This window comes from Cytobacillus pseudoceanisediminis, assembly GCF_023516215.1.
Lineage (GTDB): Bacteria > Bacillota > Bacilli > Bacillales > Cytobacillaceae > Cytobacillus > Cytobacillus pseudoceanisediminis.
Genome location: NZ_CP097349.1, coordinates 1449881 through 1472763 on the forward strand (window position 1 = coordinate 1449881; position 22883 = coordinate 1472763).

General features: G+C 43.4%; 19 protein-coding genes and 4 pseudogenes. 21 read left to right on the top strand and 2 right to left on the bottom strand.

Annotation, left to right across the window (positions count from 1 at the left end):
* The first annotated feature begins 68 nt into the window (after positions 1-68).
* The 18 genes and pseudogenes from M5V91_RS07700 (at position 69) to M5V91_RS07785 (ending at position 17743) form a co-directional block, all read left to right on the top strand.
* Entirely contained in the window at positions 69-575 is a 507-nt protein-coding gene (locus M5V91_RS07700; RefSeq protein WP_009334402.1) for a tripartite tricarboxylate transporter TctB family protein, read from the top strand.
* Between the two features lie 93 nt (positions 576-668).
* Positions 669-2116, top strand: a pseudogene (locus M5V91_RS07705) (tripartite tricarboxylate transporter permease).
* 18 nt (positions 2117-2134) lie between these two features.
* Positions 2135-2677: a gamma carbonic anhydrase family protein gene (locus M5V91_RS07710; protein WP_019383102.1), complete on the top strand. Its 543-nt coding sequence runs from the start codon at positions 2135-2137 to the stop codon at positions 2675-2677.
* Between the two features lie 121 nt (positions 2678-2798).
* On the top strand, positions 2799-3632 hold the full coding sequence (locus M5V91_RS07715; RefSeq protein ID WP_019383101.1) for an ABC transporter ATP-binding protein: 834 nt from the start codon (positions 2799-2801) through the stop codon (positions 3630-3632).
* Between the two features lie 96 nt (positions 3633-3728).
* Positions 3729-4715: a Gfo/Idh/MocA family protein gene (locus M5V91_RS07720; protein ID WP_009334406.1), complete on the top strand. Its 987-nt coding sequence runs from the start codon at positions 3729-3731 to the stop codon at positions 4713-4715.
* Positions 4716-5020: 305 nt separating this feature from the next.
* Entirely contained in the window at positions 5021-6040 is a 1020-nt protein-coding gene (locus M5V91_RS07725) for a M14 family zinc carboxypeptidase (protein ID WP_284522263.1), read from the top strand.
* Positions 6041-6756: 716 nt separating this feature from the next.
* Complete coding sequence (locus M5V91_RS07730; protein ID WP_064497444.1) at positions 6757-6870, top strand: YezD family protein; 114 nt, start codon at positions 6757-6759, stop codon at positions 6868-6870.
* Between the two features lie 104 nt (positions 6871-6974).
* The gene (locus tag M5V91_RS07735) at positions 6975-7691 is read left to right on the top strand and encodes a phosphoadenylyl-sulfate reductase (RefSeq protein WP_009334408.1); all 717 of its coding nucleotides are present in this window, start codon (positions 6975-6977) and stop codon (positions 7689-7691) included.
* 15 nt (positions 7692-7706) lie between these two features.
* Positions 7707-8843: a sulfate permease gene (gene cysP / locus M5V91_RS07740; RefSeq protein ID WP_284521969.1), complete on the top strand. Its 1137-nt coding sequence runs from the start codon at positions 7707-7709 to the stop codon at positions 8841-8843.
* Entirely contained in the window at positions 8797-9942 is a 1146-nt protein-coding gene (gene sat, locus M5V91_RS07745; RefSeq protein WP_019382736.1) for a sulfate adenylyltransferase, read from the top strand. Before cysP ends, sat begins: the two co-directional genes overlap by 47 nt.
* A 12-nt stretch (positions 9943-9954) precedes the next feature.
* Positions 9955-10554, top strand: coding sequence for an adenylyl-sulfate kinase (cysC, locus tag M5V91_RS07750; protein ID WP_009334411.1), 600 nt, complete (start codon positions 9955-9957; stop codon positions 10552-10554).
* A 162-nt stretch (positions 10555-10716) separates the two neighbouring features.
* Positions 10717-11493, top strand: a complete 777-nt coding sequence (gene cobA, locus M5V91_RS07755; RefSeq protein ID WP_019382737.1) for a uroporphyrinogen-III C-methyltransferase — start codon at positions 10717-10719, stop codon at positions 11491-11493.
* Positions 11494-11522: 29 nt separating this feature from the next.
* Positions 11523-12296, top strand: coding sequence for a sirohydrochlorin chelatase (locus M5V91_RS07760; RefSeq protein ID WP_284522264.1), 774 nt, complete (start codon positions 11523-11525; stop codon positions 12294-12296).
* Positions 12277-12885, top strand: coding sequence for a precorrin-2 dehydrogenase/sirohydrochlorin ferrochelatase family protein (locus M5V91_RS07765; protein WP_251174539.1), 609 nt, complete (start codon positions 12277-12279; stop codon positions 12883-12885). Before M5V91_RS07760 ends, M5V91_RS07765 begins: the two co-directional genes overlap by 20 nt.
* A 105-nt stretch (positions 12886-12990) precedes the next feature.
* A pseudogene (locus M5V91_RS07770) lies at positions 12991-14089 on the top strand (CdaR family transcriptional regulator).
* Positions 14090-14195: 106 nt separating this feature from the next.
* A pseudogene (locus tag M5V91_RS07775) lies at positions 14196-15478 on the top strand (GntP family permease).
* A gap of 21 nt (positions 15479-15499) precedes the next feature.
* Positions 15500-16639, top strand: coding sequence for a glycerate kinase (locus M5V91_RS07780; protein ID WP_251174540.1), 1140 nt, complete (start codon positions 15500-15502; stop codon positions 16637-16639).
* 126 nt (positions 16640-16765) lie between these two features.
* On the top strand, positions 16766-17743 hold the full coding sequence (locus M5V91_RS07785; RefSeq protein WP_251174541.1) for a quinone oxidoreductase family protein: 978 nt from the start codon (positions 16766-16768) through the stop codon (positions 17741-17743).
* A gap of 55 nt (positions 17744-17798) precedes the next feature.
* Here the strand turns inward: M5V91_RS07785 and M5V91_RS07790 are convergent, their stop codons facing one another.
* Both M5V91_RS07790 and M5V91_RS07795 read right to left on the bottom strand, forming a co-directional pair.
* On the bottom strand, positions 17799-18821 hold the full coding sequence (locus tag M5V91_RS07790) for a DUF1646 family protein (RefSeq protein ID WP_251174542.1): 1023 nt from the start codon (positions 18819-18821) through the stop codon (positions 17799-17801).
* Between the two features lie 320 nt (positions 18822-19141).
* The gene (locus tag M5V91_RS07795; protein WP_217024701.1) at positions 19142-19306 is read right to left on the bottom strand and encodes a hypothetical protein; all 165 of its coding nucleotides are present in this window, start codon (positions 19304-19306) and stop codon (positions 19142-19144) included.
* A 245-nt stretch (positions 19307-19551) separates the two neighbouring features.
* Between M5V91_RS07795 and M5V91_RS07800 the strand changes: the two are divergent.
* From M5V91_RS07800 to M5V91_RS07810, 3 genes and pseudogenes are all read left to right on the top strand, one after another.
* A pseudogene (locus tag M5V91_RS07800) lies at positions 19552-20711 on the top strand (MFS transporter).
* A gap of 220 nt (positions 20712-20931) precedes the next feature.
* Positions 20932-22185 (top strand): methyl-accepting chemotaxis protein, encoded by a 1254-nt coding sequence (locus M5V91_RS07805; protein ID WP_251174544.1) that lies wholly within the window; start codon positions 20932-20934, stop codon positions 22183-22185.
* Between the two features lie 58 nt (positions 22186-22243).
* Positions 22244-22864, top strand: coding sequence for a nuclease-related domain-containing protein (locus tag M5V91_RS07810; protein WP_009334423.1), 621 nt, complete (start codon positions 22244-22246; stop codon positions 22862-22864).
* Positions 22865-22883: the final 19 nt, after the last annotated feature.

The window sequence follows — 22883 nt, forward strand, 5'->3', positions numbered from 1 at the left end:
TGTGATTAAAATGGCAGGGAGGCTCACAGCCTCCTCCAATTAACTTACTGAATTTTGGGGGCTAAGAGATGCAGCTGGAACGAAATCTTTCGATTATCATGATAGTCTTTTCGTCTTTTTTTCTGGTTATGTCACTCCAGGTGGAAAATAGGACAGGGAATTTCATTTCTGCAGGAACATGGCCGGCAGCTTTAATGATCCTGATGCTAATTCTATCAGTTATCCTGCTGATGAGGGCTCTAAAGGTGAAAAATGTTGAGAATATAAAGGGAGATGACATTGATTCAGCAGATGCAGATAATGAGGAGCAGCTCGTTCATCCGAAAAAGTTCTTCCTCTTGTTTGCAGTTCTTGCCACCTATATTTTTATTCTTGGCTATGTTGGTTTTATTGCTGCAACGATTCTGGGGATTTTTGTGATGGCGCTTTTGTTCGGTATGAAAAGCTATATTCGGGCTCTGCTGACAGGTATTCTGGCAACTGCCGGTTCTATCGTGCTGTTTCCCATTTTATTGAATCTGCCTTTCCCGCGGGGAACAGGGATTTTTTATTCACTTAGCTTGCTGTTTTATTAATAGCCAACTTTAATAAAAGAGGTGAACTTAATGATAGAAGGACTTTTAGGCGGTTTTGGGAATCTTTTTCAGCCTTTTAATTTTTTCATTCTTATGGTCGGTGTCCTGCTTGGTTTCATTGGAGGAGGGATACCGGGTATAAGCGGAACCATGCTGGTCATTATTCTTCTTCCTGTCAGTTATGCAATGGATCCGGCTGCAGCATTTTTGCTGCTGACCTCCATTTATGCCACATCTGTTTTTTCAGGGTCTATAAGCGCTATTCTGTTTAGAACCCCAGGCACACCTGAAGCGGTAGCAACCGTTTTCGACGGGTATCCCATGGCGAAGAAGGGTGAAGGGGGAAAGCCCTCGGCATTTCCATCTTCAGTTCCGCCACAGGGGGTGTTTTTGGAACGCTGGTATTAATCTTTTTGACGCCGCTTCTCGCCTCTTTTGCGCTTAGATTTTCGTCCCCGGAGTATTTTGCGCTTGCTCTAATGGGTCTGACGGTAGTAGCTTCCTTGAGTGCAGGCAACCTGGTTAAAGGATTCATTGGTGTTTCCTTCGGTTTGTTTATTGCCACTATTGGCATCGATACAATGACTGGTGTGCCAAGATTTACATTCGGTTCAGGCCAGTTAATGTCGGGTATTGACTTCATTCCTGTTCTGATTGGATTATTCGCTATATCAGAGGTGCTGAGAAGAGTTCAGCAGGTCCACAAGGTGAATGCAAAGCAAAAAGTGAGTTCCGAACTTCCAAACTGGAATGTCATGAAACGAATTTCTGGGGTCATTGGACGTTCCTCCTTATTAGGTGTATTTATTGGAATCCTTCCGGGAATAGGTGCAACTACTGCAGCCATGCTCAGCTACAGTGAAGCTGCCAGGTGGTCAAAAAGATCAAAGGAATTTGGAACTGGAATTCCAGAAGGGGTAGCTGCACCAGAGTCTGCCAATAATGCAGCAGCAATGGGTGCCATGGTTCCTTTGCTTTCCCTGGGAATTCCGGGAAGCGCCACAACCGCCATACTGCTTGGCGCCTTTATTCTGCATGGAATCCAGCCGGGGCCTTTGATGTTTACCACACAGGGTTCGCTCATTTATACCATCCTGATGGGTCTTCTTGTTGCCAACTTGCTGATTTTAGTCATTGCCAAGCCGTTTATTTCGGTATTCTCTAAAATTTTGCAAGTGCCCTACACAATCATTGGACCACTTATCGTTCTCTTTTGTATTGTTGGCACTTTCGCAGTCAGGAATTCGATTTTTGATGTGGCTATGATGCTGGTATTCGGAATTATCGGCTACTATCTGGAAAATGCCAAATTTCCGCTGGCACCTATCGTGCTTGGCGTTGTGCTCGGTCCCATTGCTGAAGAACAGTTCAGAAGGGCCATGCAGATGTCGAACAATGATATTTCCATCTTCTTCACAAGGCCGATTGCCTTAACCTTCATTGTATTATCCATCATCAGTATATTGTATCCATTCATTAATAAGTGGATTAAGAAGCGCAAAAACAATGCGAGCGATTCAGATCAAACTGTAGCTTCATAAGAAGGAGGCGTTCCGGAATTGATCTTAGATTTTGAAGGACTGAAGCCAGACGTTCATGAAACCGTCTATTTGGCACCTAACACCTATATTATCGGCAATGTAAAACTGGAGGCTGATGTGTCCGTTTGGTTCAATTCTGTCCTGCGCGGGGACAATGATTCCATCAGAATCGGAAGGGGCACCAATATTCAGGAGGGAACGATGATTCATGTCGATGAAGGTTACCCTGTGAGCATTGGACAGAATGTCACAATCGGCCATAATTGTGTGATTCATGGATGTACCATTGAAGATGGTGCCCTGATCGGCATGGGAGCGATTATACTTAACGGTGCCATCATTAAGAATGGTGCAGTCATTGCGGCAGGAGCAGTAGTAGGGGAAAATAAAGTGATTGAGAAAAACATCCTTGCAGCAGGTGTTCCTGCGAAAGCCTTAAAGCCGGTGAAGGAGGAACTGCAGGAGCGTATCATAGCAGGGGCAGAATTTTATCAAAAAAACGCTGTAAAGTTTCGCCGGGCTGGTATTGCTTCCGGGATGATTGATGCAGAAAATAAGTAATTTTTAAAAGGATGAGCTGAGACACAGGATTTCCAGCAGGTGCTATGGAAGTCTTTACTGTCTTCAGCTCTATTTAGTTTTAAGGTTTTTGGGCCGTTATAAAAGGATAAGGAGGATATGAATGAGTTATGTGAAGAGCAGCAATATTATTTCACTGGATGAGATAAGCTGGAAAAGAAACGGAAAGCAGATACTGAACAAAGTTTCATGGCATGTCAGAAAAGGAGAACATTGGGCCTTATTAGGCTTGAATGGATCAGGGAAAACAACGATTCTGAAGATGATTACCGGCTATCTGTGGCCAAATGGCGGGCAAGTTTCAGTATTAGGAAATCTTTATGGCAAGACAAATATACCGGAGCTTAGAAAATCCATCGGCTGGGTTAGCACATCCCTGGACGATAAATTTCAATTCCGTCCATCAGAAACTGCCCTGGAAATTGTCTTGAGCGGGAGATTTGCCTCTATAGGCCTTTATCAAGAAATAACACTGCAGGACCTGGAAAAAGCAAAGGACTTAATGCATCAGTTCAATATTAGCCATGTCCAGGATCAAAACCTCACATCCCTCTCACAGGGTGAAAAACGAAAAGCCATGATTGCAAGAGCCTTAATGGCTTCACCAAGGCTGCTTATTCTCGATGAACCATGCAATGGGCTTGATATCTATTCGCAGGAAGAATTGCTTCGCTCGATTGAGAAAATGGCTGCTCATCAAGATGGTCCCACAATAATTTATGTTACCCATCATATCGAGGAAATTGTTCCTTCGATAACCCATGCCATGCTGCTGAAGAAAGGAAACGTCATTTCACAAGGCAAAAAAAGAGACACGCTGACAGATTCGCTCCTTGAAGAAACATTCCGTGTACCAATAACAGTAGATTGGGAAAATGGGCGTCCTTGGGTACGGGTAAAAGCCGCATCCCAGTTTACCGAGGCTGGACACCGATGAAAACTATTTGCCTGGAAGAATGGCAAACCGTTGATTTTTAGCAAATTGTCCTTCATTATATGAAGATATCTTATACAAAAAAATGGAGGAATAGAATTGGTTCGTTTCGGTATAGTAGGCACTAATTGGATTACAGAAAGATTTTTAAAAGCGGCACTGCAGGTTGAAGATTTTCAGCTGACAGCTGTTTATTCACGAACAGAAGAGAAAGCAAAAGAATTTGCAGCCAAGTACGGTGTGGAGAGGACTTTTACTGATTTAAAGACGATGGCCGCAAGCGGCGAAATCGACGCGGTCTATATTGCGAGCCCGAATTCCCTGCATGCTGAGCAGTCCATCCTATTTATGAAAAATAATGTTCATGTCTTATGCGAAAAGCCGGTTGCTTCAAATACAAAGGAACTTAAATCTATGATAGCTGCTGCCAGGGAAAACAATGTTCTTCTCATGGAAGCCCTAAAGTCTGCCTTTATGCCTAATTTTTTGGCTGTAAAAGAAAATCTTCATAAAATCGGACAGGTGCGCAGGTATTTTGCAAGCTATTGCCAATACTCTTCACGTTATGATGCATACAGGCAGGGAACTGTGCTGAATGCATTCAATCCGGATTTTTCTAATGGTTCACTAATGGACATCGGGATTTACTGTGTGTATCCGCTTGTAGCTTTATTCGGTAAACCTGTGGAGATTAAAGCAGCAGGCTATGTGCTGGAATCTGGAGTCGACGGGGAAGGAAGCATGGTCCTTAAATACCCTGACATGGATGCGGTCATCATGTACAGTAAAATAACCGATTCCAGTCTGCCTGCAGAAATTCAAGGGGAAGAGGGAAATATCGTTATAGATAGAATAAGTTCACCTGAAAAGGTTGAATTGCATTATCGGAATGGAGAGAGGGAGGACCTCACTCAGGACCAATTAAGTGATTCTATGTATTACGAAACTAAGGAATTCATCCGTTTGGTTCAGGCTGGAAAGACTGAATCTGATATCAACTCCTACGCTAACTCGATGATAACAATGGAGGTTATTGAAGAAGCTCGGAGGCAAATTGGTGTAGTCTACCCGGCAGACCTGAATTAGAACGAAGGATCGGACATTTTATGTTCGGTCCTTTTTAGTTCTTTTTACACCTGGAAAAAAGGGATTTTTTGTAATCTAGTCTCTCAAGTGGTAATTTTGGATTAATTTTACACGATAATTTGTTAGTAAACTCCTCATTTTATACTTATTTCGGAATGCGAAATTTGTCAAAAGAATAGGCATCATACTCTATTATCACTCTTAAATTAGTTCACTAGAATTAATAGTGAAAGATAACTATTAATTTGGGGGTATGTATTTATGACTTTGAAGAAAAAGTTCTTTCTGTATCACTATCCGGTTTAATGGCTTTAGGTGCAGTTACAGCAGTGGGGATGCCTGCAGGTGCCGTTGGAAATGGTCCAGGCGCAGGCAATGGATCCATTCAGACTTCCATTCTGCATACATATGATAGTTTAACAGAATATTTGAAGACGCAGGATGCCAAGCAGGAGGCCATGCAGCTTGAAGTAATCGGCCAGACAGTAAAGGGCCGTGATATTTACATGGCAAAATACATATCCAATCCTGAAAATCCGACCATTCTATTTCTGACTCAGCAGCACGGGAATGAGCAGCTGACAACTGAAGGAGCGTTGGAGTTTATTAAGCACCTTGGCACCGGCAAGTCAGGCGGAGTCCTTAAAGATGTCAATATTCTTGTGATACCTATGCTGAACGCGGATGGAGCAATGGGAGATGTGAACTTCTCACTTGACGATTATCTTGCCGATGGCGATCGCCATTTAACCCGCTATAATGCAAATCGTGTGGACTTGAACCGGGAACATGATAAAGAGACAAGCGAAATGGAGCCTGAGGCACGTGTACTCCATGAAAACGTGTTCCAAAAATACAAAATTGATTACATGATCGATCTTCATCATCAGGGTACCTTAAGTGAAACAGAAGGAAAGCTGGTATCGGGATCCATTCTTTATCCAACTAACAGCAACGTAAAACCTGAGGTTCTTGAAAAATCCAAAAAGCTGGGTTCAGTAGTGTTTAATGCACTTCACCATACAGGCTGGGGCCATATTGGAAAATATGTCGGCGGAACAGGTGAAAACATTGGCCGAAACGGGGCTGCTGTCCGTTACGACATTTCTACCCTGCTTTTTGAAATGCGCGGAATGTCCGACCACAACTATGAGCCTTATGCCCTTGGACAAAAGAGCAACGGTTATCTCATCAAGCAAACAATCACGACACTCGATGCGGCAGTAAAAGCCATAGCAGATGGTTCAATCAATTCTGCTGACACAAGCTTCTGGGATACTTTGCCTGAACAGACAACAAGACAAAGTGAAGAAGCTGATGAGTAAAAGTGATTCACCTCCGGCCATTGCCGGGGGTGTTTTTTATGCAAAAACCAGCCTAAGGGAAGCCTTAATGAGCTGAATGGCGTATCTCTGGTTAAAGCAATAGCAACCAGCGTCAACCTAAAGCATCTTTATCAAAAGTAAAAAATATGCGTCAACCCTCAGGATATACAAAACATTTTGGACAAAGTCCAAAAGAAACTGGGTCAATCTTCAAGTTATAGCCGCTTCTCCAGTAAAAGTTATAAAATGATGCACCATCCCCATAATAGATATCACATCTCAAACAAGAACCAAAATAACTAGCGTCAATCGCTAAGTTCGATGCAGCTTCTCCAGCAAAAGTTCAAAGAAACTGCATCAATCCCCATAATAGATACTACATCTCAAACAAGAACCAAAAGATCCTGCATAATAGCCATTTCAAAACGAATATCTCAAATAACCAAGGGTGATTCAGCGTGGATAGTTCCATAAAGACCTGGTACTTTACCAAAAAATCAAGTAAGTTTAACAGTTTTCAGTGAAGAAAAGCCCATTTATCAGATTTTTATAATTTTATTTAAATAAGTTGTTGACAATTCCTATGGGTATGGTAGGATTAATCTCAACATCACCAAAAATAAACTAATAAACTTATAATTTCCTAGACTAAATAAAGGAGGCGAGCCTCACTGAAACAGGCTGACTGGGAAGAGTTATCTGCTCACTTGAAGCAGATGCTAGGGAGCATTAAATTCGGATCGATCACATTGGTCGTCCAGGATGGCAAAGTCATACAACTTGAGAAGAACGAAAAGGTTCGTCTTCAACCAAATAAGCGCGCTGACTAGACAAACTAGAGGCTGTTTTTCCTCCTGAAGGATTTTTTCAGGCGGGAAGACTGCCTTTTTTGGTTGAGAAAAAATTTTCAAGAAAGTGAAAGGAGTACTGCAAGATGAGCACTGCAGTGACATATGAAAATTGGAATCAGATCTCTGATGCATTCCGAATTGATGATAAATCAAAAGGCGCCCGAGATGTATTGGAATGGGCCTATAAAAATTATCCTGACGACAAGATTGTCTATGCATCGAGTTTCGGGGCAGAAGCCATTGTGCTGATTGACTTAATACACGAAATCAAACCTGATGCACATATTGTCTTTTTGGATACAGGGCTCCACTTCCTTGAAACCTATGAAGTCATTGATAAAATCGAGGCCCGTTTCCCAACGCTTCGGATTGAGCGGAAAGAGCCCAAGCTGACACTGGACCAGCAGGCTGCAGAATATGGTTCAGCCCTTTGGAAAAGGGAGCCCAATTCATGCTGCCAGATCCGCAAAGTGATTCCATTAAGAGAAGCATTAACACCAAAGCAGGCCTGGATTTCTGGCCTTCGGAGGGAGCAGTCGCCGACAAGAGCGAATACTCAATTCCTTAACAGGGATGAAAAGTTCAAGAATATCAAAATCTGCCCGCTGATTCACTGGACATGGGATGAAGTTTGGGGCTATATCAGGGAAAAAAACCTGCCATACAACACCCTGCATGACAATGGATATCCAAGCATCGGTTGTTTTCCCTGTACACAGGCAGTCGATGAAAATGGCGATTCCCGTGCCGGACGATGGTCCGGGACTGGCAAAACGGAATGTGGCCTTCACACGAGCTAGAGGGAGGATGATACCATGCTTACGATTATAGCGGTCACAGTCGGTTTATTTTTCGCCATGAATATCGGGGCAAGCGGAGCAGCAGCATCCATGGGGATCGCGTATGGTTCAGGTGTCCTAAAAAACCGCATTTTAGCTCTTGTTCTTTGCGGATTGGCCGTTTTCTTCGGAGCATGGCTTGGCGGAGGAGAAGTGGTAAAAACAATGGGAAGCGGTATTGTCCCTAAAGAAACCTTCACAGTTGCCATCGCGCTGATTGTGATTGCATCTGCCGCATTATCGCTGTTTCTTGCAAATGTTTTCGGCATCCCGCTGTCTACCAGTGAGGTGACAGTCGGTTCTGTTGTTGGTGCTGGAATCGTCTACCAATCCGTATTTGCCGGAAAGCTTGCCTGGATCGTCATGTTCTGGCTGATTACTCCATTTGCTGCTTTTTTAATTGCCATAGCGGCAGCCGCATTTTTAAAGAGAAACTTTGTACAGAACCTGATTAAAAAGCCTAAGGCTGCTCCGATTTTAGCCATGCTCGTCATTTTTATGGGCGTGTTTGAAGCATTCTCGGCAGGCATGAATAATGTTGCCAATGCAGTCGGCCCGCTTGTTGGTGCAGGCATTATGAGCACTGGCAGCGGAATCTTCTGGGGAGGGCTGTTTGTTGCTTTAGGAGCCATTTTACTGGGGAAAAATGTCCTCGAAACAAATGGCAAAAAAATTACAAAAATCCGTCTTGAAGAAGGCTGCGTCATTTCAGGAACAGGAGCAGGAATTGTTACGATCGCTTCCGTTTTTGGAATCCCTGTCCCTTTAACGCAAATCACCACTTCCTCCATCATCGGAATTGGATTTGTAAAGCAGGGAAGATCAGTCTTCAAGAAGGACATCGTCATTCAGCTATTAGTTGTATGGGTTGTTTCACCGGTATTATCGATGGTCCTATCCTATACGCTCATCCAGCTGCTCATTGAACAAAATGTATATCCGGTGATTGCTATGGCCGGTGTTCTAATCTCCGTATTCGGAGTGAAATTCTTAATGAATCAGGCACCAGCTGCTGCAAGTCCGATTACTGAAAAAAGTAAATCCGAAAAAGAAAGGTTGATGAAGAATGGCTCTGCCGAAACCTCATGGAGGAAAATTAATTCAAAACTATAATCCAAATTATGACCTGACAGGAATTGAAAAAGAAATTTTAATAGACGCCATAGCACTGAGTGATCTGGAACTTATAGGTGTTGGCTTATTCAGTCCTCTGACAGGTTTCCTTGGAAAAGCAGACTATGAATCTGTTGTTGAAAAAATGAGATTAGCAGACGGAACCATTTGGTCCATTCCGGTTACACTGCCGGTTTCAGCGGAAAAAGCCAAAGAGCTCACAGCCGGTGAAAAGTTTAAGCTGGTAAACGAAGGTGAAGTGTACGGAGTCATCACTGTATCAGAATGGTATGAGCCTGACTTAACCAAGGAAGCGAGCGAAGTCTACAAGACGGAAGAGCTGGCACACCCAGGAGTGAAAAGGCTTTTTGAACGCGGTCCGGTTTATGCTGCAGGCGAGGTAACGCTGATTAAAAAACCTGGTAAAGGCGTAGCGGAGGATGTATGGTTTGAGCCTAAAGAAACAAGGGCACTATTTGAAGAAAAAGGCTGGAAAACAGTGGTTGGCTTCCAGACAAGGAACCCTGTACACCGGGCACACGAATACATCCAAAAAGCTGCTTTGGAAACGGTGGATGGACTGTTTTTGAACCCGCTTGTAGGGGAAACAAAATCAGATGATATCCCTGCTGATGTCCGTCTTAAGAGCTACCGGGTCCTATTGGAAAATTACTATCCAAAAGAGCGCACCCAGCTGGCTGTCTATCCCGCAGCAATGAGATATGCGGGGCCGCGTGAAGCAATCTTCCATGCCATTGCAAGGAAAAACTTCGGCTGCACACACTTCATCGTCGGCAGAGACCATGCCGGTGTCGGCAATTATTATGGCACATATGAAGCGCAGCATATTTTCAGCCATTTTACAGAAGAGGAGCTTGGCATCAAACCGCTGTTCTTTGAGCACAGCTTTTACTGCAATAAGTGCGAAGGCATGGCATCTGATAAAACCTGCCCTCACAGCAAAGAAGACCGTGTCATTCTATCCGGCACAAAGGTAAGGGAAATGCTCCGGAACGGGGAGCTGCCGCCTTCCACTTTCAGCCGCAAAGAGGTAGTCGAAGTATTAATTGAAGGCATGAGAGAAAAAGAAACGGTATAAGGGGCGGATATAATGACAAAGGCAACAAACATCACCTGGCATGACTCTGCGATTACGAAGGAAGACAGGCGGGCTCAGAACGGCCATGGAAGTGTGGTCCTGTGGTTTACCGGGCTATCAGGCTCAGGCAAATCAACAATTGCAAATGCTGTATCCCACGAACTGTTTCGCCAGGGAATCAATGAATATGTACTGGATGGCGACAATGTCAGACACGGCTTAAATAAAGATCTTGGCTTTTCAGAAGCCGACAGAAATGAAAATATCAGGCGTATTGGGGAAGTCGCGAAGCTGTTTGTGGACAGCGGCAAGATCGTCACAACTGCCTTTATCTCTCCATTCCGTTCGGACAGAGAAACGGTTAGGGCGCTGTTTGAAGAAGGAGAATTTATTGAAGTCTTCATCGACTGTCCGCTCGAAGAATGTGAACGGCGGGACCCAAAGAAATTATATGCCAAAGCACGGCGCGGGGAAATAAAGAATTTTACAGGAATCGATTCCCCGTATGAAGCACCTGAAAACCCTGAAATCACGGTCCGATCTGACCAGTACACAGTAGAAGAAGCAGTCGGGCAGATATTAACACATTTGCGTGAGAAGAATATCCTATAAAAACCGGGAGTCTCTTTTTAATAGGAGACTCCTTTTCTGAAAAAATAATTCCTACTATTTCACCCCGAAAAATGGTATTATAGAAAACAACTAGATTATTAGCTTAGGAAAAGCATTAAAAGGCATATATTATAAGATATTACAGAAAGGGCGGTCATGAGAATGACGGGAAAAGTTTTTTTAGTAGGTGCCGGCCCGGGAGATCCGGAACTTATGACTGTTAAGGGAATGCGCTGCCTGCAGGAGGCAGATGTCATTCTATATGATCGTCTAGTGAACCGGGAGCTGTTAAATCATGCAAAAAAAGAAGCGCAGCTCGTTTATTGCGGCAAGCTTCCCAATCATCACGTCATGAAGCAGGAAACCATCAATCACTTGCTTGTTAAATATGCAAAAAAAGGTTTGCTGGTTTGCCGGCTAAAAGGCGGTGATCCATTTGTTTTCGGCAGGGGCGGGGAAGAGGCAGAAGAGTGTGCCAATAATGATGTGCCATTTGAAATTGTACCTGGAGTGACTGCAGGAATCGCGGCATCTGCTTATGCGGGAATTCCTGTAACACACCGTACCTTAAGCAAAAGTTTCGCTTTTGTCACCGGACATCAGGCCGGAAACGAAGAAGCTGAACACCAGTGGGCCCACCTGGCACATGCAGTTGACACGATTTGTGTGTATATGGGTGTTTCCCACTTGCCTAATATTGTTAAAAATCTCATTCAAAACGGAAAATCCACTCAAACACCAATTGCACTCGTACACTGGGGAACTCTTTCAAATCAGCGGACAGTTACGGGCACGCTTGCCAATATCGAGAGCAAAATAAAAGAAGCAAAAATTTCGAATCCAAGCATGATTGTCATTGGGGAAGTTGTAAAAATGCATCATAAAATTAATTGGTTCGAAGAGGAAATTGCGCCTCATCTGCCTGTGGTGCATGGATAGGTTACGATTAAGCAGTATGAAGAAAGTCCATCAAGGAAAGGAGGCGCCAAATGAAAGCTGTCCTATACATCGGCCATGGCACACGTTCTAAAAAAGGCGCTGCCGAAGCATCTCTTTTTATCAGGAGTGTCATGAAAAAGGTAGACGCTCCTATACAAAAGCTTTGTTTCCTTGAATTAACAGAGCCAGACATTGAGGCTGGATTTGAATACTGTGTCCATGAGGGCGCGGAAGAAATTGTGATTGTGCCTCTATTTTTGCTGGCTGCGGGTCATATTAAGCAGGATATCCCTGAAGCGGTTGCCCCTTTAATAAAAAAGCATCCGGCCATAACTGTAAGGATGGCGGATCCGTTTGGAGTCCGGGACAGCATTCTTGACGCAATTGCAGAACTTGCGGCAGATGAAGCACAGCCAATCCGTTCTAATGATTCGCTTTTAATTGTAGGGAGAGGAAGCAGTGACCCTTCAATTCTTAAATCCTTTGACTCAATCAAAAGGGGAATCAGCCAGCGGCTTGGTATAAGGAATGTGCAAGTCTGCTATTTGGCAGCTGCTGCGCCGTCCTTCAAGGATGGACTTGATTCCATTTGCAATGAGGCCAGAGGGAGGATCATCGTCATTCCTTATCTATTATTCTCGGGGCTTTTATTAAGTGAGGTAGTAAGAGAGGTCAATAAGAAAATAAAAGCAGGATCCTCTGTGAACCTTACTGATACTTTAGGAAAACATGTGGCCATCCAGAATCTAGTCGCTGAAAAAGCGAATGGAGAGGTGAATGTGAATGCAGCCGTTATTCATTAATTTAACCAACAAGAAGATCGTTATTGCAGGCGGCGGCAGAATTGCCTTTCGAAAAGCGAAAACACTTGATGGAGAACGGGCCAATATCACTTTTGTTGCTCCTGATTTTACCGACGATATCATTTGTCTTGCCCATCAAAGAGGGTATGAGCTCATTCAGCGGGAGGCGCATCCTGAAGATTTTAAAGATGCTTTTTTATCGATTCTGGCCACAAATATTCGTGAAACCAACCAGCAGCTGGCGAGGTCGCTTGATTTATATCAGCTTGTCTGTGTTGTCGATGAAGCAGGAGAAGGAAATGCAATCTTTCCGGCAGCTGTAAGGCGCGGTCCGCTGCAAATCGCAGTCACCTCGAATGGCGCAAGCCCCAAGCTGACCCGGATGCTAAAAAAACAGCTGGATGAACAATTTGATGAAAGCTGGACGGGATATTCAGAATTTCTGGCAAAATGCCGTGAACATATTAAAAAACTTTCTATTCATTCAGCTGAGAAAAATGAGCTTCTCGCCGAATTGCTGGATGACCGCTATCGCCTGTCGGAGGATGAGCGGGAAAGTAAATGGGCATATCTGTCCTCATTAAAATAATCAACTCCTCAACCGTGTCCTGACACACGGTTTTTTTATTTTGTTTTATTGTGCAAATCTACTATGGTACATTGATAGTAACGAAGCAGGAAGGCGGCGGGGAATGTGCATTTTTTATCTTATGAACTCGCTCAGGGAATAGTGGAGCGGACTATGAAAATTCTGAAAAAAACATAAATGTTATGAATGAAGAAGGGGTTATTATCGGTTCTGGTGAAAAGGAAAGGATCAATCAGGTTCATGATGGAGCTCTGCTGGTCCTAAAAAAGGGGAAAGTGTGGAGATTGATGAAAGAAGTGCCGCCGAGCTTAAGGGGGCCAAGCCTGGAATCAATCTGCCGATCCGTTTTCATAATCAAATTATTGGTGTTGTCGGTATAACGGGGGAACCTGAGCAAATCAGGAATTTCGCAGAGCTTGTTAAAATGGCAGCAGAACTGGTTTTGGAGCAATCGTTTCTTTTGGAGAGAGTACAATGGAAGCAGCGGCTCCAAAGTGAGATAGTGAACCTCCTTATTTCTGAAGAACCATTGAATGAAGCGTGGTTAGAAGAGAGGGCCGGCTTCCTGGGATATGACCTGAAAATCCCGAGAACCGTGATTGTGCTCAAGCTGCACGAAGACCTTGGAACCATGAATCAAAAGCTGATCACTGACATCCTTTTTGAATTGGGAAAACAGGATTTAACAGGGGTTACGTTCAATAATGAAATTGTCATATTGAAAGCAGGGGAGCCCACGGAACAAATCGCTGCTTTAAAGAGGATCGCCGGCCTTTCAAAGAGGAAGGCGGCAGTTGCTATTGGAAACACATCGGAGAACATAAGCGGATTGAAGTCCTCCTATCGGCATGCGCAGCAGCTGACTGTCCTTGGTCCAAAGATTCATCGTGACGCCGATTATTACAGTTATGAAACGTACTGGCTGGATATTAAGCTATCCATGCTCGCCCAAAAGGAAGAACATACATTTTCTTTCTATGACCGGCTCCTTGCTCAGGATAAAAAAGGGGAACTGGCACATACGCTTGATGTTTTCATAAAAGAAGGAGGCGATCTTGGCAAAATAGCGGATCACTTATTTATCCACCGCAACACCCTGAGATACCGTCTGGATAAGATAACAGAACTTACGGGAAAAGACCCGCGTAATGTAAAGATGCTATTCGAACTTTATGTGGCAAAATTAGTAAACGACTTAAATTAATTGTGCGATTGCACAATTAATAGAGAAATCTATCCGTTTTTTTCATCATCATTCACGATGTAATAGAAAAGGCAAACGCTTACAATAGATTTATAAGCTAATCATCATGGGAGGGCTAAATGTGGATGTAACTGTAAGCGCTTTAGGAGCAATAACTGCCTTAGTCATTGCCATACTATTAATCTTGAAAAAGTTCCGCCTGCTTATGGAATGGTTGCAGGTGCTTTAATAGGCGGTTTAGTCGGCGGAGCAGATATTGCAAGCACTGTTAATTTAATGATGGAAGGAGCAAAAGGCATCATACCGGCGGTGCTCAGAATCCTGGCTGCGGGTATATTGGCAGGAGTACTGATAGAATCTGGCGCAGCTTCCTCGATTGCCGAAACAATAGTTAAAAAATTGGGAGAAACCCGAGCGCTGCTAGCCTTAGCAGTGGCAACAATGATCCTGACAACGGTCGGTGTATTTGTTGATGTGGCAGTCATTACCGTATCACCTATTGCCTTAGCTATCGCGAAACGGGCAAAACTTTCCAAAACAGCCATTTTGCTGGCGATGATTGGTGGAGGGAAAGCAGGGAACATCATGTCACCCAACCCAAATGCCATTGCAGCTTCAGACGCATTCGGTGTTCCGCTTACTTCGGTTATGGCTGCTGGAATCATCCCGGCCATATTCGGACTTGCTGTTACGTATTTCATTGCAAAGAAACTTGTAAATAAGGGTTCAGCTATCTCAGATGGGGAAGTGGAAGTGAACAGTAATACAAAGCTTCCATTATTTATCACTGCCATGATTGCGCCGCTGGTTACGATTGTTTTGTTGGCGCTTCGCCCATTATTTGATATCAATATTGATCCGATGGTGGCACTTCCAGCCGGGGGAATTATCGGAGCCATTGCGATGAAGAAGACAAGAAAAATCAATGAGTATGCTATTTCAGGTTTAAACAAGATGTCAGGCGTTGCCATTATGCTTCTTGGAACAGGAACCCTGGCTGGAATCATAGCAAACTCAAGCTTAAAAGATGTGATCATTAATGGATTAACCTCTTCAGGTCTTCCAGCCTATCTGCTGGCGCCTGTCTCTGGTATTTTCATGTCAGCTGCTACAGCATCCACAACTGCAGGTACAGCAGTGGCAAGCGGTGTGTTTGGCAGTACCATTTTAGGATTGGGAGTATCAGCGCTTGCAGGCGCTGCCATGATCCATGCAGGTGCAACCGTACTGGATCATTTGCCGCACGGAAGCTTTTTCCACGCAACGGCAGGAAGTGTCAATATGGATATTAAAGAACGCCTGAAGCTGATGCCATATGAATCGCTTATCGGTTTAACTCTTGCAGTCATTTCTACACTTATATTTGGAGTCTTTAAGCTTTTTGGCTAATAGAAAGGGAGAGGATCAAATATGAAAATCGTGATTGCCCCGGATTCATTTAAGGAAAGTTTATCGGCACTTGAGGCTGCGAATGCCATTGAAAGAGGTTTTAAATTCATATTTCCCGAAGCTGATTATAAAAAAATGCCGATGGCTGACGGCGGAGAAGGAACAGTCCAATCGCTTGTTGATGCAACGGAAGGTTCGATCATAGAGCGAACTGTTACAGGACCTCTCGGGGAACCTGTTAAAGCATTCTTTGGATTAATGGGGGATGGAAAGACAGCAGTCATTGAAATGGCAGCTGCGTCAGGCTTGCATTTGGTTCCTTCAGAAAAACGGAACCCCTTAATTACTTCAACCAGGGGAACAGGAGAGTTAATCACAGCTGCATTGGACTTAGGAGTTCAGCACATTATTATTGGAATTGGCGGTAGTGCTACCAATGATGCAGGAGCTGGAATGATTCAAGCCTTAGGCGGTAAACTCCTTGACAAAACCGGCAGTGAAATCGGACAAGGCGGAGGGTCGCTTGTGCAGCTGGAAGCAATAGACATGTCAGGCCTTGATTCAAGGATCCGAGATGTCCATTTCAAAGTGGCCTGTGACGTTGATAACCCTTTAACCGGTCCAAGAGGTGCCTCGGCTATCTTTGGCCCTCAAAAAGGAGCGACACCTGAGATGGTCGAGCTGCTGGATCAGAATTTAGGGCATTTCGCAGATGTGGTCGAAAACACCCTCGGCAAATCATTTCGCCATATTGAGGGAGCAGGCGCTGCCGGAGGAATAGGCGGAAGTTTGCTTGCCCTTTTAAATGCAGACTTAAAAAAAGGGATTGAAATCGTCCTTCATGCCGTAGACTTTGAAAATGAGGTAAAGGATGCGGACCTTGTCATTACTGGAGAAGGAAAAATTGACAGCCAAACCATATATGGAAAAACGCCAATCGGTGTGGCTAGAGCGGCAAAGAAACATGGGATACCGGTAATCGGTCTTGCAGGTTCTTTATCTGACGACAGCGATATTGTTCATGAACACGGAATCGATGCTCTATTCAGCATTGTTCCAGGTGTTGTAACCCTTCCTGAAGCTTTGGAAAAGGCAGCAATATATATGGAAAGAACAGCGAGAAACATAGCTGCCAGTATGAAAATGAATGGGTCATTATAATGAGAGGCTGCGAAATGCAGCTTCTTTTTTATAGCCTTAATTCGAGTAGTCAGATTTAGCAAAAAGAGGCTTATTCTTCGCAAATATCGAATATGTTAAAGGATTACATAAATGGAGGCCAATCATATGAAAGCAATTGCAGTCACACAATACGGTAGTCCGGACGTACTAATTTACACAGAAATGGAAATTCCAAAAATAAAGCGGGATCAAGTATTGATTAAAGTGGAAAATGCAAGCGTCAATTTTGCGGATGTGAAAGCGAGAATTGGGCAGGGAGGAACTGGCCGATTTCCGTTTATTCCCGGCCTTGATGCAGCAGGGGTAGTAGTGGAAATAGGGAGTGAAATTACAAAATTCAAAATTGGAGATCGCGTCGCAGCGTTCCCTTCTGAAGGATCTTATGGTGAGTACGCTGCAGCTGAAGAAAACCTGACGTTTGCAGTGCCGGATGAAGTAGCGTTGGATAAGGCTGCAGCATCCCTGACTGTTTCTTTCTTATCTTATAAATTGCTTGCAGATATTGCAAGAATCCAAAATGGGGAAACCGTTCTGGTTCATTCAGCAGCAGGTGGGGTAGGCACTACTGCAATCCAAATGGCAAAGATATTAGGAGCAGATCTGGTTATCGGAACTGTTGGCAATGAAACGAAAGTGCCTGCTGCTGTGGAAGCAGGTTCAGATCATGTCATTGTATACGAAGAGATTGATTTTGCAAAAAGGGTAATTGAAATAACCGGTGGAAAAGGTGCGGATATTATCCTGGATTCCCTTGCCGGCAGCATAACGCAGAAAAGTTTCAGTTGTCTGGCTGAATATGGCCGACTTATCCAATTCGGCAATTCGAGCGGCAAACCAGGGATCATAAACACGAATGACCTGCATAAGAGCTGCCGTTCTGCCTTGGGCTACAGCCTCGGGACAACAAGAAAGAAGCGTCCGGAATCACTCAGGGAAACAGCACAAAAAGTCATGCAGTTTTTAAAAGAAGAGAGACTGAATATTAGAATTGGGAACAGGTTTCCTTTGGAAGAAGCAGCTGAAGCCCATAAACTGATCGAAAGCCGAATGAGTACCGGAAAAATATTGTTGGATATACAATAATAATATTATGTGAACAAGATTGAAAGGGAAATTGAAACGGGCCGCCAATCCCCTTTCAATTTCCCGTGACCAATATAAGCACAAAATACCCAATCATCGTGACCAACCCAAAAGGAACACCAAATACTGCCCACTCTTTACTCGTAATCTGCAGTTTACCCGCAGCAATAATATTGGGAATATTGCCTGGAATAAGCATTCCTCCGCTGATCAGCAGTCCAAGGAGGATGGATTGAACCGTAAAATGGTCCATTGATGGGCTAATTTCAGCAGCTGCAAGTGTTGCATTATCCAGTACGGCAGAGATCATATTGATCCAATATAATAAAAGCGGATTTAAACCTATTAAAAAGTGATTGATTAACGGTTCAAACCCGGCCCCAAGCATTGTCAGGCCCATGACAAAGAAATATATTTTCAAAGCCCTGACAAAGATTTCTTCATAGTTTTCACTAGCAGGCTTTTTAGTAAAGGACGCTTTCCCTGAAATAGGCGGCTTAACAGCAAGTGCGGCCATAATTCCGAAAAATAGGAGGGCAACGGTAATTTGCGGTCCAACCAATTCCATCAAAAAGAAGAAGTCTTCTTTCATTTTACTGATTGCAATGGTGGAAAGCGGCTCGCCAATCGGCGTCAAGGCTGCACCCAGGCCAATCGAAAAACAGGCGAGTACGGTCAGCCTGATTTCAGAGCTTCTTTCCAGCCGAAGCGCACTGACGATTAATACAAGAACTAACGCAGCGATAATAGCTGTAATAACACTTGAAATTAACCCAAGAAAAATCACAGTCAAAGCTGCAAATAATCGAAAAGGCATAATCCGGCTTACGGATAGGATGCTTCTTTCCAAATTTGCCTGAAACCATTTAAACAGCAGACCTGCAATAAAGACAGCAAGCGTAATTTTTACTGGTTCCTGTGCTGCTTTTACAAAAAGTCCGCTATTTAGAACTCCGCTTGCCAGTGCAGCTGAAAGCCCCATCACAAACAAAAACATCTCCAGATTTTTTTCCACGAACTCAGAAAGAAAAGGCATGACAAGAACAATAATGAAAATAACCACTAACAAATAAATCATAAATCCTGCTCCATTTGGTTATTTTCCAAGTTAAACACAAGGAATACTACATGCATATGCTGCGAATCGGACAAACTTGCCAAAAGAAAAGCGGAAGCGCCTTGCCCACGAAGGAACGCAGTCTAAGAACGCCGCGTCCTGTGGCAACGTCTGCATGACCCCCATCCTCCCAAAAGCTGCCGCTTTTGGTCGTGCGATGATTATGCTGACGAAGCCTTCCTTGTCCTGGGGGCATCACCTCGAGGGGGTAGGCTGCTTGCGCTAGACAGTTATCAAAGTACAAAAATAAATCCCTGCAGGAGACCCGCAGGGATTTTCACTTAGTTATAGTCATTTAATACTGTTCCGGAAAGATCAAATTCAGGTTCGATGCTTTTTATGGTATTTGTGTCAGCAGGAGTTGTACCGGCAGGCTGTATTTCGTCAACAGCAGATGATACTAGAGGGGATAAACTGCGCTCTTTCTTTGCTTGATTGTCCAACAAATGAATCAACTCCTTTACAGTATTTGTTATTTACATTCCTATTTAATTGTTATATTCAAACATGTAATTTATGGAAGTTGTTTTAGTAAGGTATTTATATTTTATCCCAATAAAGAAAATATATTTACAAAGCAGCATTTATTATTTTTAGATTATTCTATCCTTTGAGCTTAATCTATTTGGTATGTTAAGATGTTATTTTATTAAAATTTTTGAACAGCTTGATACTAGAGAGGAAGTTCAGCTTGGATAAACGCATCTATTTATTAGCAATCATATCGTTTGTTGTTGGAATGGTGGAATTGATTATAGGCGGGCTGCTGGATCTTGTAGCATCAGATCTGGGTGTCAGTTTGGGCAGGCAGGTCTGTTAATTACTGTATTCTCGCTCGCCTTTGCCATCGCTGCGCCCGTCCTGCTTACGATTACGGTTAAAATGGAACGCAGCCGTTTAATGATGATATCATTGGCTGTATTTTTGGCCGGTAATATTGTTGCCGTACTTAGCCCCTTTTACAGTGTATTATTAATTGGCCGGGTTTTAGCGGCAGCAAGCGGCTCACTGCTTATCGCATTATGTATGACAATGGCTTCCTACATCGTCACAGAAGAATATCGTGCACGTGCCATCGGCATCGTCTTTATGGGAATCAGTGCATCCCTTGTGCTGGGTGTGCCCATTGGCTTGATGCTTGGAAATGTTTTTGGCTGGCGCGCTCCGTTTGTTCTCATATCTGCACTGACAGTCATATCAATGGCAGGCGTTCATTTCTTTATGGGCAAAGTTGCTCCAAAGCCCGCTGTTCCAATAGGCAACCAGCTTAAAACCCTGAAAAGCCGCAAAATCGCTCTAACACAGATAACATCGTTCCTGTTAATGACTGGCCATTTAACTTTTTACGGTTACCTTACTCCATTCCTGAAGATGAAAATGGAGCTTGACGGCAATTGGGTCAGCATTGTTTACCTGATTTTCGGAATTGCGGCTGTCATCGGAGGAGGAATCGGCGGCCTCCTGGCAGACCGTTTTGGTGCAAAATCTGTCATTTTGACGCTTCTTGCCATGTTTGGCATTACCCTTTTCTCATTGCCGTTTGCCGCTTTTTCTCTGCCCGTTTTCCTGATTACGGTAGTCATTTGGAGTATGCTCAGCTGGGCGGTCACACCGGCCATACACAGCTATTTAATTGAAGTGACACCCGAAACTTCTGATATCCAGCAAACATTGAACAACTCCGCAGTTCATATGGGAATGGCATTCGGAAGCATGATCGGCGGCATCATGATCGAGACAACCTCAGTAGAATATAATGCGGCTGCAGGCAGTATTTTTATTATTATTGCTCTTGGCACTGCAGTTCTTTCCATGGCTAAAAAAGAGAGAAGGACTGCTGCAGCTGAATAGATATGAGTAAAATGCCAGCTTCTTGGAAGGCTGGCATTTCTATTTGCGGAAAACTGACGAACTATTTCAATTATTTTAAAAATAATCTTTCGAAATATATTGATATATTTTCCTTTCATCCACTATAATCAAATTGTCAGATGGTAAAAGAAGATAGTTGAGGAGGAATTTGTAAATCATTTTTTTATAATAATAAATGATAGAAAAAGGGGTCCGTTTCATGAGTCAACTAAGCTATATGCTCCGTACTTTAATCGTTATTATCCCGACTGTATTGATCATAAGCGTTGCAGTATGCGTTGGTAATGGATTGAAAGGCAATGCGTTTTGGATTACCATTGCTTTTATTATGATTCTCGGTTCGCTTGCTGGAATATTATCCGCATTTATGAACTACCGAAAGTTTATTGCACCCATCAGCAAAATTAATGCCTTTATCGATGAACTTGCAGATGGAAATATGTCCACAAGACTTGACGAAAAATCAGTGGGACAGCTTGGATCGATTGCTTCAGCTTTGAATCATACTGCAGCTGCCTGGCAGGAAGTGCTGAATAAAGTGGTTATAGCTTCTAACGAAGTCACACAATATGCACAGCAGCTATCATCAGGTGCCCAGCAGACAAATATGGCAACAAGCCACATAGCTGAGGTCATTGAAGAAGTAGCAGCAGGTGCCGATAATCAGGTCAAGGGGGTCGGAACTGCTTCCCATGTCATCATGCAGATGTCCGAAAGCCTGACACAGGTTGCGGCAAATTCAGAACAGGTTACAGAGCAAATCAACGATTCACTGGAAAAGGCAAATCATGGTTCTGCATCCATTTCAACAGCAGCATGCCAAATGAACTCCATTCATGTAAATGTACAGGATTTATCCAAAGTAGTAAAAGGCCTTGGCCAGCGGTCACAGGAGATCGGAAAGATTATCGAAGTGATTACAGGCATTGCCGCTCAAACAAATCTTCTGGCTTTAAATGCTGCTATTGAAGCGGCCCGCGCAGGAGAGCAGGGAAAAGGCTTTGCCGTTGTAGCAAACGAGGTTAGAAACCTCGCTGAAAAGTCTGCAGAATCCACCCTGCAAATCAGCCAGCTGATATCAAAAATCCAGGAAGAAACCAATCAGGTTGTCCAGACAATGGACTTGGTTAATCATGAAGTAACTGAAGGAATGGAAGTCATGAAGGATGCAGGTGATTCTTTCGCACAAATCCAGCAGTCAGTCAGCACGGTGACGAATCAAATGGAGGAAGTCGCTTCAGCCATTCAGCAAATGTCTGTCGGTTCGCAGAAAATGGTTCAGTCCATGGACGAAATTTCCCATGTGGCAAATGAATCAGCCATGGCCACACAAAGTGTACTTGCTTCAACGGAAGAACAGGCTGCATCAATGGAGGAAATTTCACTCTCTGCTGACCAGCTTACGAGCATGGCGGAGGATTTGAAAGGGTTGATCAGCAGATTTAAGTTATAGAGTTTAGGTCAAAAACCTAAACTCTTTTTATTATTATTGTGTATAGGAGAAGTTTTATTTGATCGAAAAAGAAAGGAGGGTACCAGAAATCATTATGCAGCTTCATGCACTTTTAAGGCGTATTCCAGAAATGGAACATGGGAGGGAGAAAGCTGCATCTGAATTAAACAAGCGCAAAGCTGGATTTATAGGTGAACAAAAGCTGGATTATTATTTAGATTTTCTGGATGAAAAGAAATATAGAATCTTTCATGGGCTGCGTCTTTCAAATAGAAAACAATTTTTTCATATGGATACTTTACTCCTTACAAAAAGATTTGCCATGATCCTTAAGGTAAAAAACTGGAACGGAACCTTCATCCTTGAACCCAATTTCCACCAGCTCATCCGAATCCATAACGAAAAGGAGGAAGCTTTCCACGACCCGATTTCCAAAGCTGAACACCAAAGCCGGCAATTAAAAAAGAGGCTGGCTGCAAATGGTTTCCCGGATATCCCGATAGAATTTGACGTCTTTATCAGCAGTCCTTCCACCATCAAAAAATCACCTTCTAAACAAACCTCCAGTAAAGTTCTTCATGCACACCGACTATTAAGTAAACTGACCTCTATTGAAAAATCATATTCTATTGAGAGATTAAATGAAAAACAAATAAAAAAATTAGCCATACACTATTGAAAAAACATGTCAGAGCATG

Bases quoted from the DNA above. Each gene is read 5' to 3' on its own strand.
- M5V91_RS07715 (WP_019383101.1), top strand. From the start codon at position 2,799: ATGAGTTATGTGAAGAGCAGCAATATTATTTCACTGGATGAGATAAGC.
- M5V91_RS07805 (WP_251174544.1), top strand. From the start codon at position 20,932: ATGAGTCAACTAAGCTATATGCTCCGTACTTTAATCGTTATTATCCCG.
- cysP (WP_284521969.1), top strand. From the start codon at position 7,707: ATGCTTACGATTATAGCGGTCACAGTCGGTTTATTTTTCGCCATGAAT.
- M5V91_RS07700 (WP_009334402.1), top strand. From the start codon at position 69: ATGCAGCTGGAACGAAATCTTTCGATTATCATGATAGTCTTTTCGTCT.
- cysC (WP_009334411.1), top strand. From the start codon at position 9,955: ATGACAAAGGCAACAAACATCACCTGGCATGACTCTGCGATTACGAAG.
- M5V91_RS07790 (WP_251174542.1), bottom strand. From the start codon at position 18,821: ATGATTTATTTGTTAGTGGTTATTTTCATTATTGTTCTTGTCATGCCT.
- M5V91_RS07725 (WP_284522263.1), top strand. From the start codon at position 5,021: ATGGCTTTAGGTGCAGTTACAGCAGTGGGGATGCCTGCAGGTGCCGTT.
- sat (WP_019382736.1), top strand. From the start codon at position 8,797: ATGGCTCTGCCGAAACCTCATGGAGGAAAATTAATTCAAAACTATAAT.
- M5V91_RS07785 (WP_251174541.1), top strand. From the start codon at position 16,766: ATGAAAGCAATTGCAGTCACACAATACGGTAGTCCGGACGTACTAATT.
- M5V91_RS07730 (WP_064497444.1), top strand. From the start codon at position 6,757: ATGCTAGGGAGCATTAAATTCGGATCGATCACATTGGTCGTCCAGGAT.
- M5V91_RS07780 (WP_251174540.1), top strand. From the start codon at position 15,500: ATGAAAATCGTGATTGCCCCGGATTCATTTAAGGAAAGTTTATCGGCA.
- cobA (WP_019382737.1), top strand. From the start codon at position 10,717: ATGACGGGAAAAGTTTTTTTAGTAGGTGCCGGCCCGGGAGATCCGGAA.
- M5V91_RS07765 (WP_251174539.1), top strand. From the start codon at position 12,277: ATGCAGCCGTTATTCATTAATTTAACCAACAAGAAGATCGTTATTGCA.
- M5V91_RS07735 (WP_009334408.1), top strand. From the start codon at position 6,975: ATGAGCACTGCAGTGACATATGAAAATTGGAATCAGATCTCTGATGCA.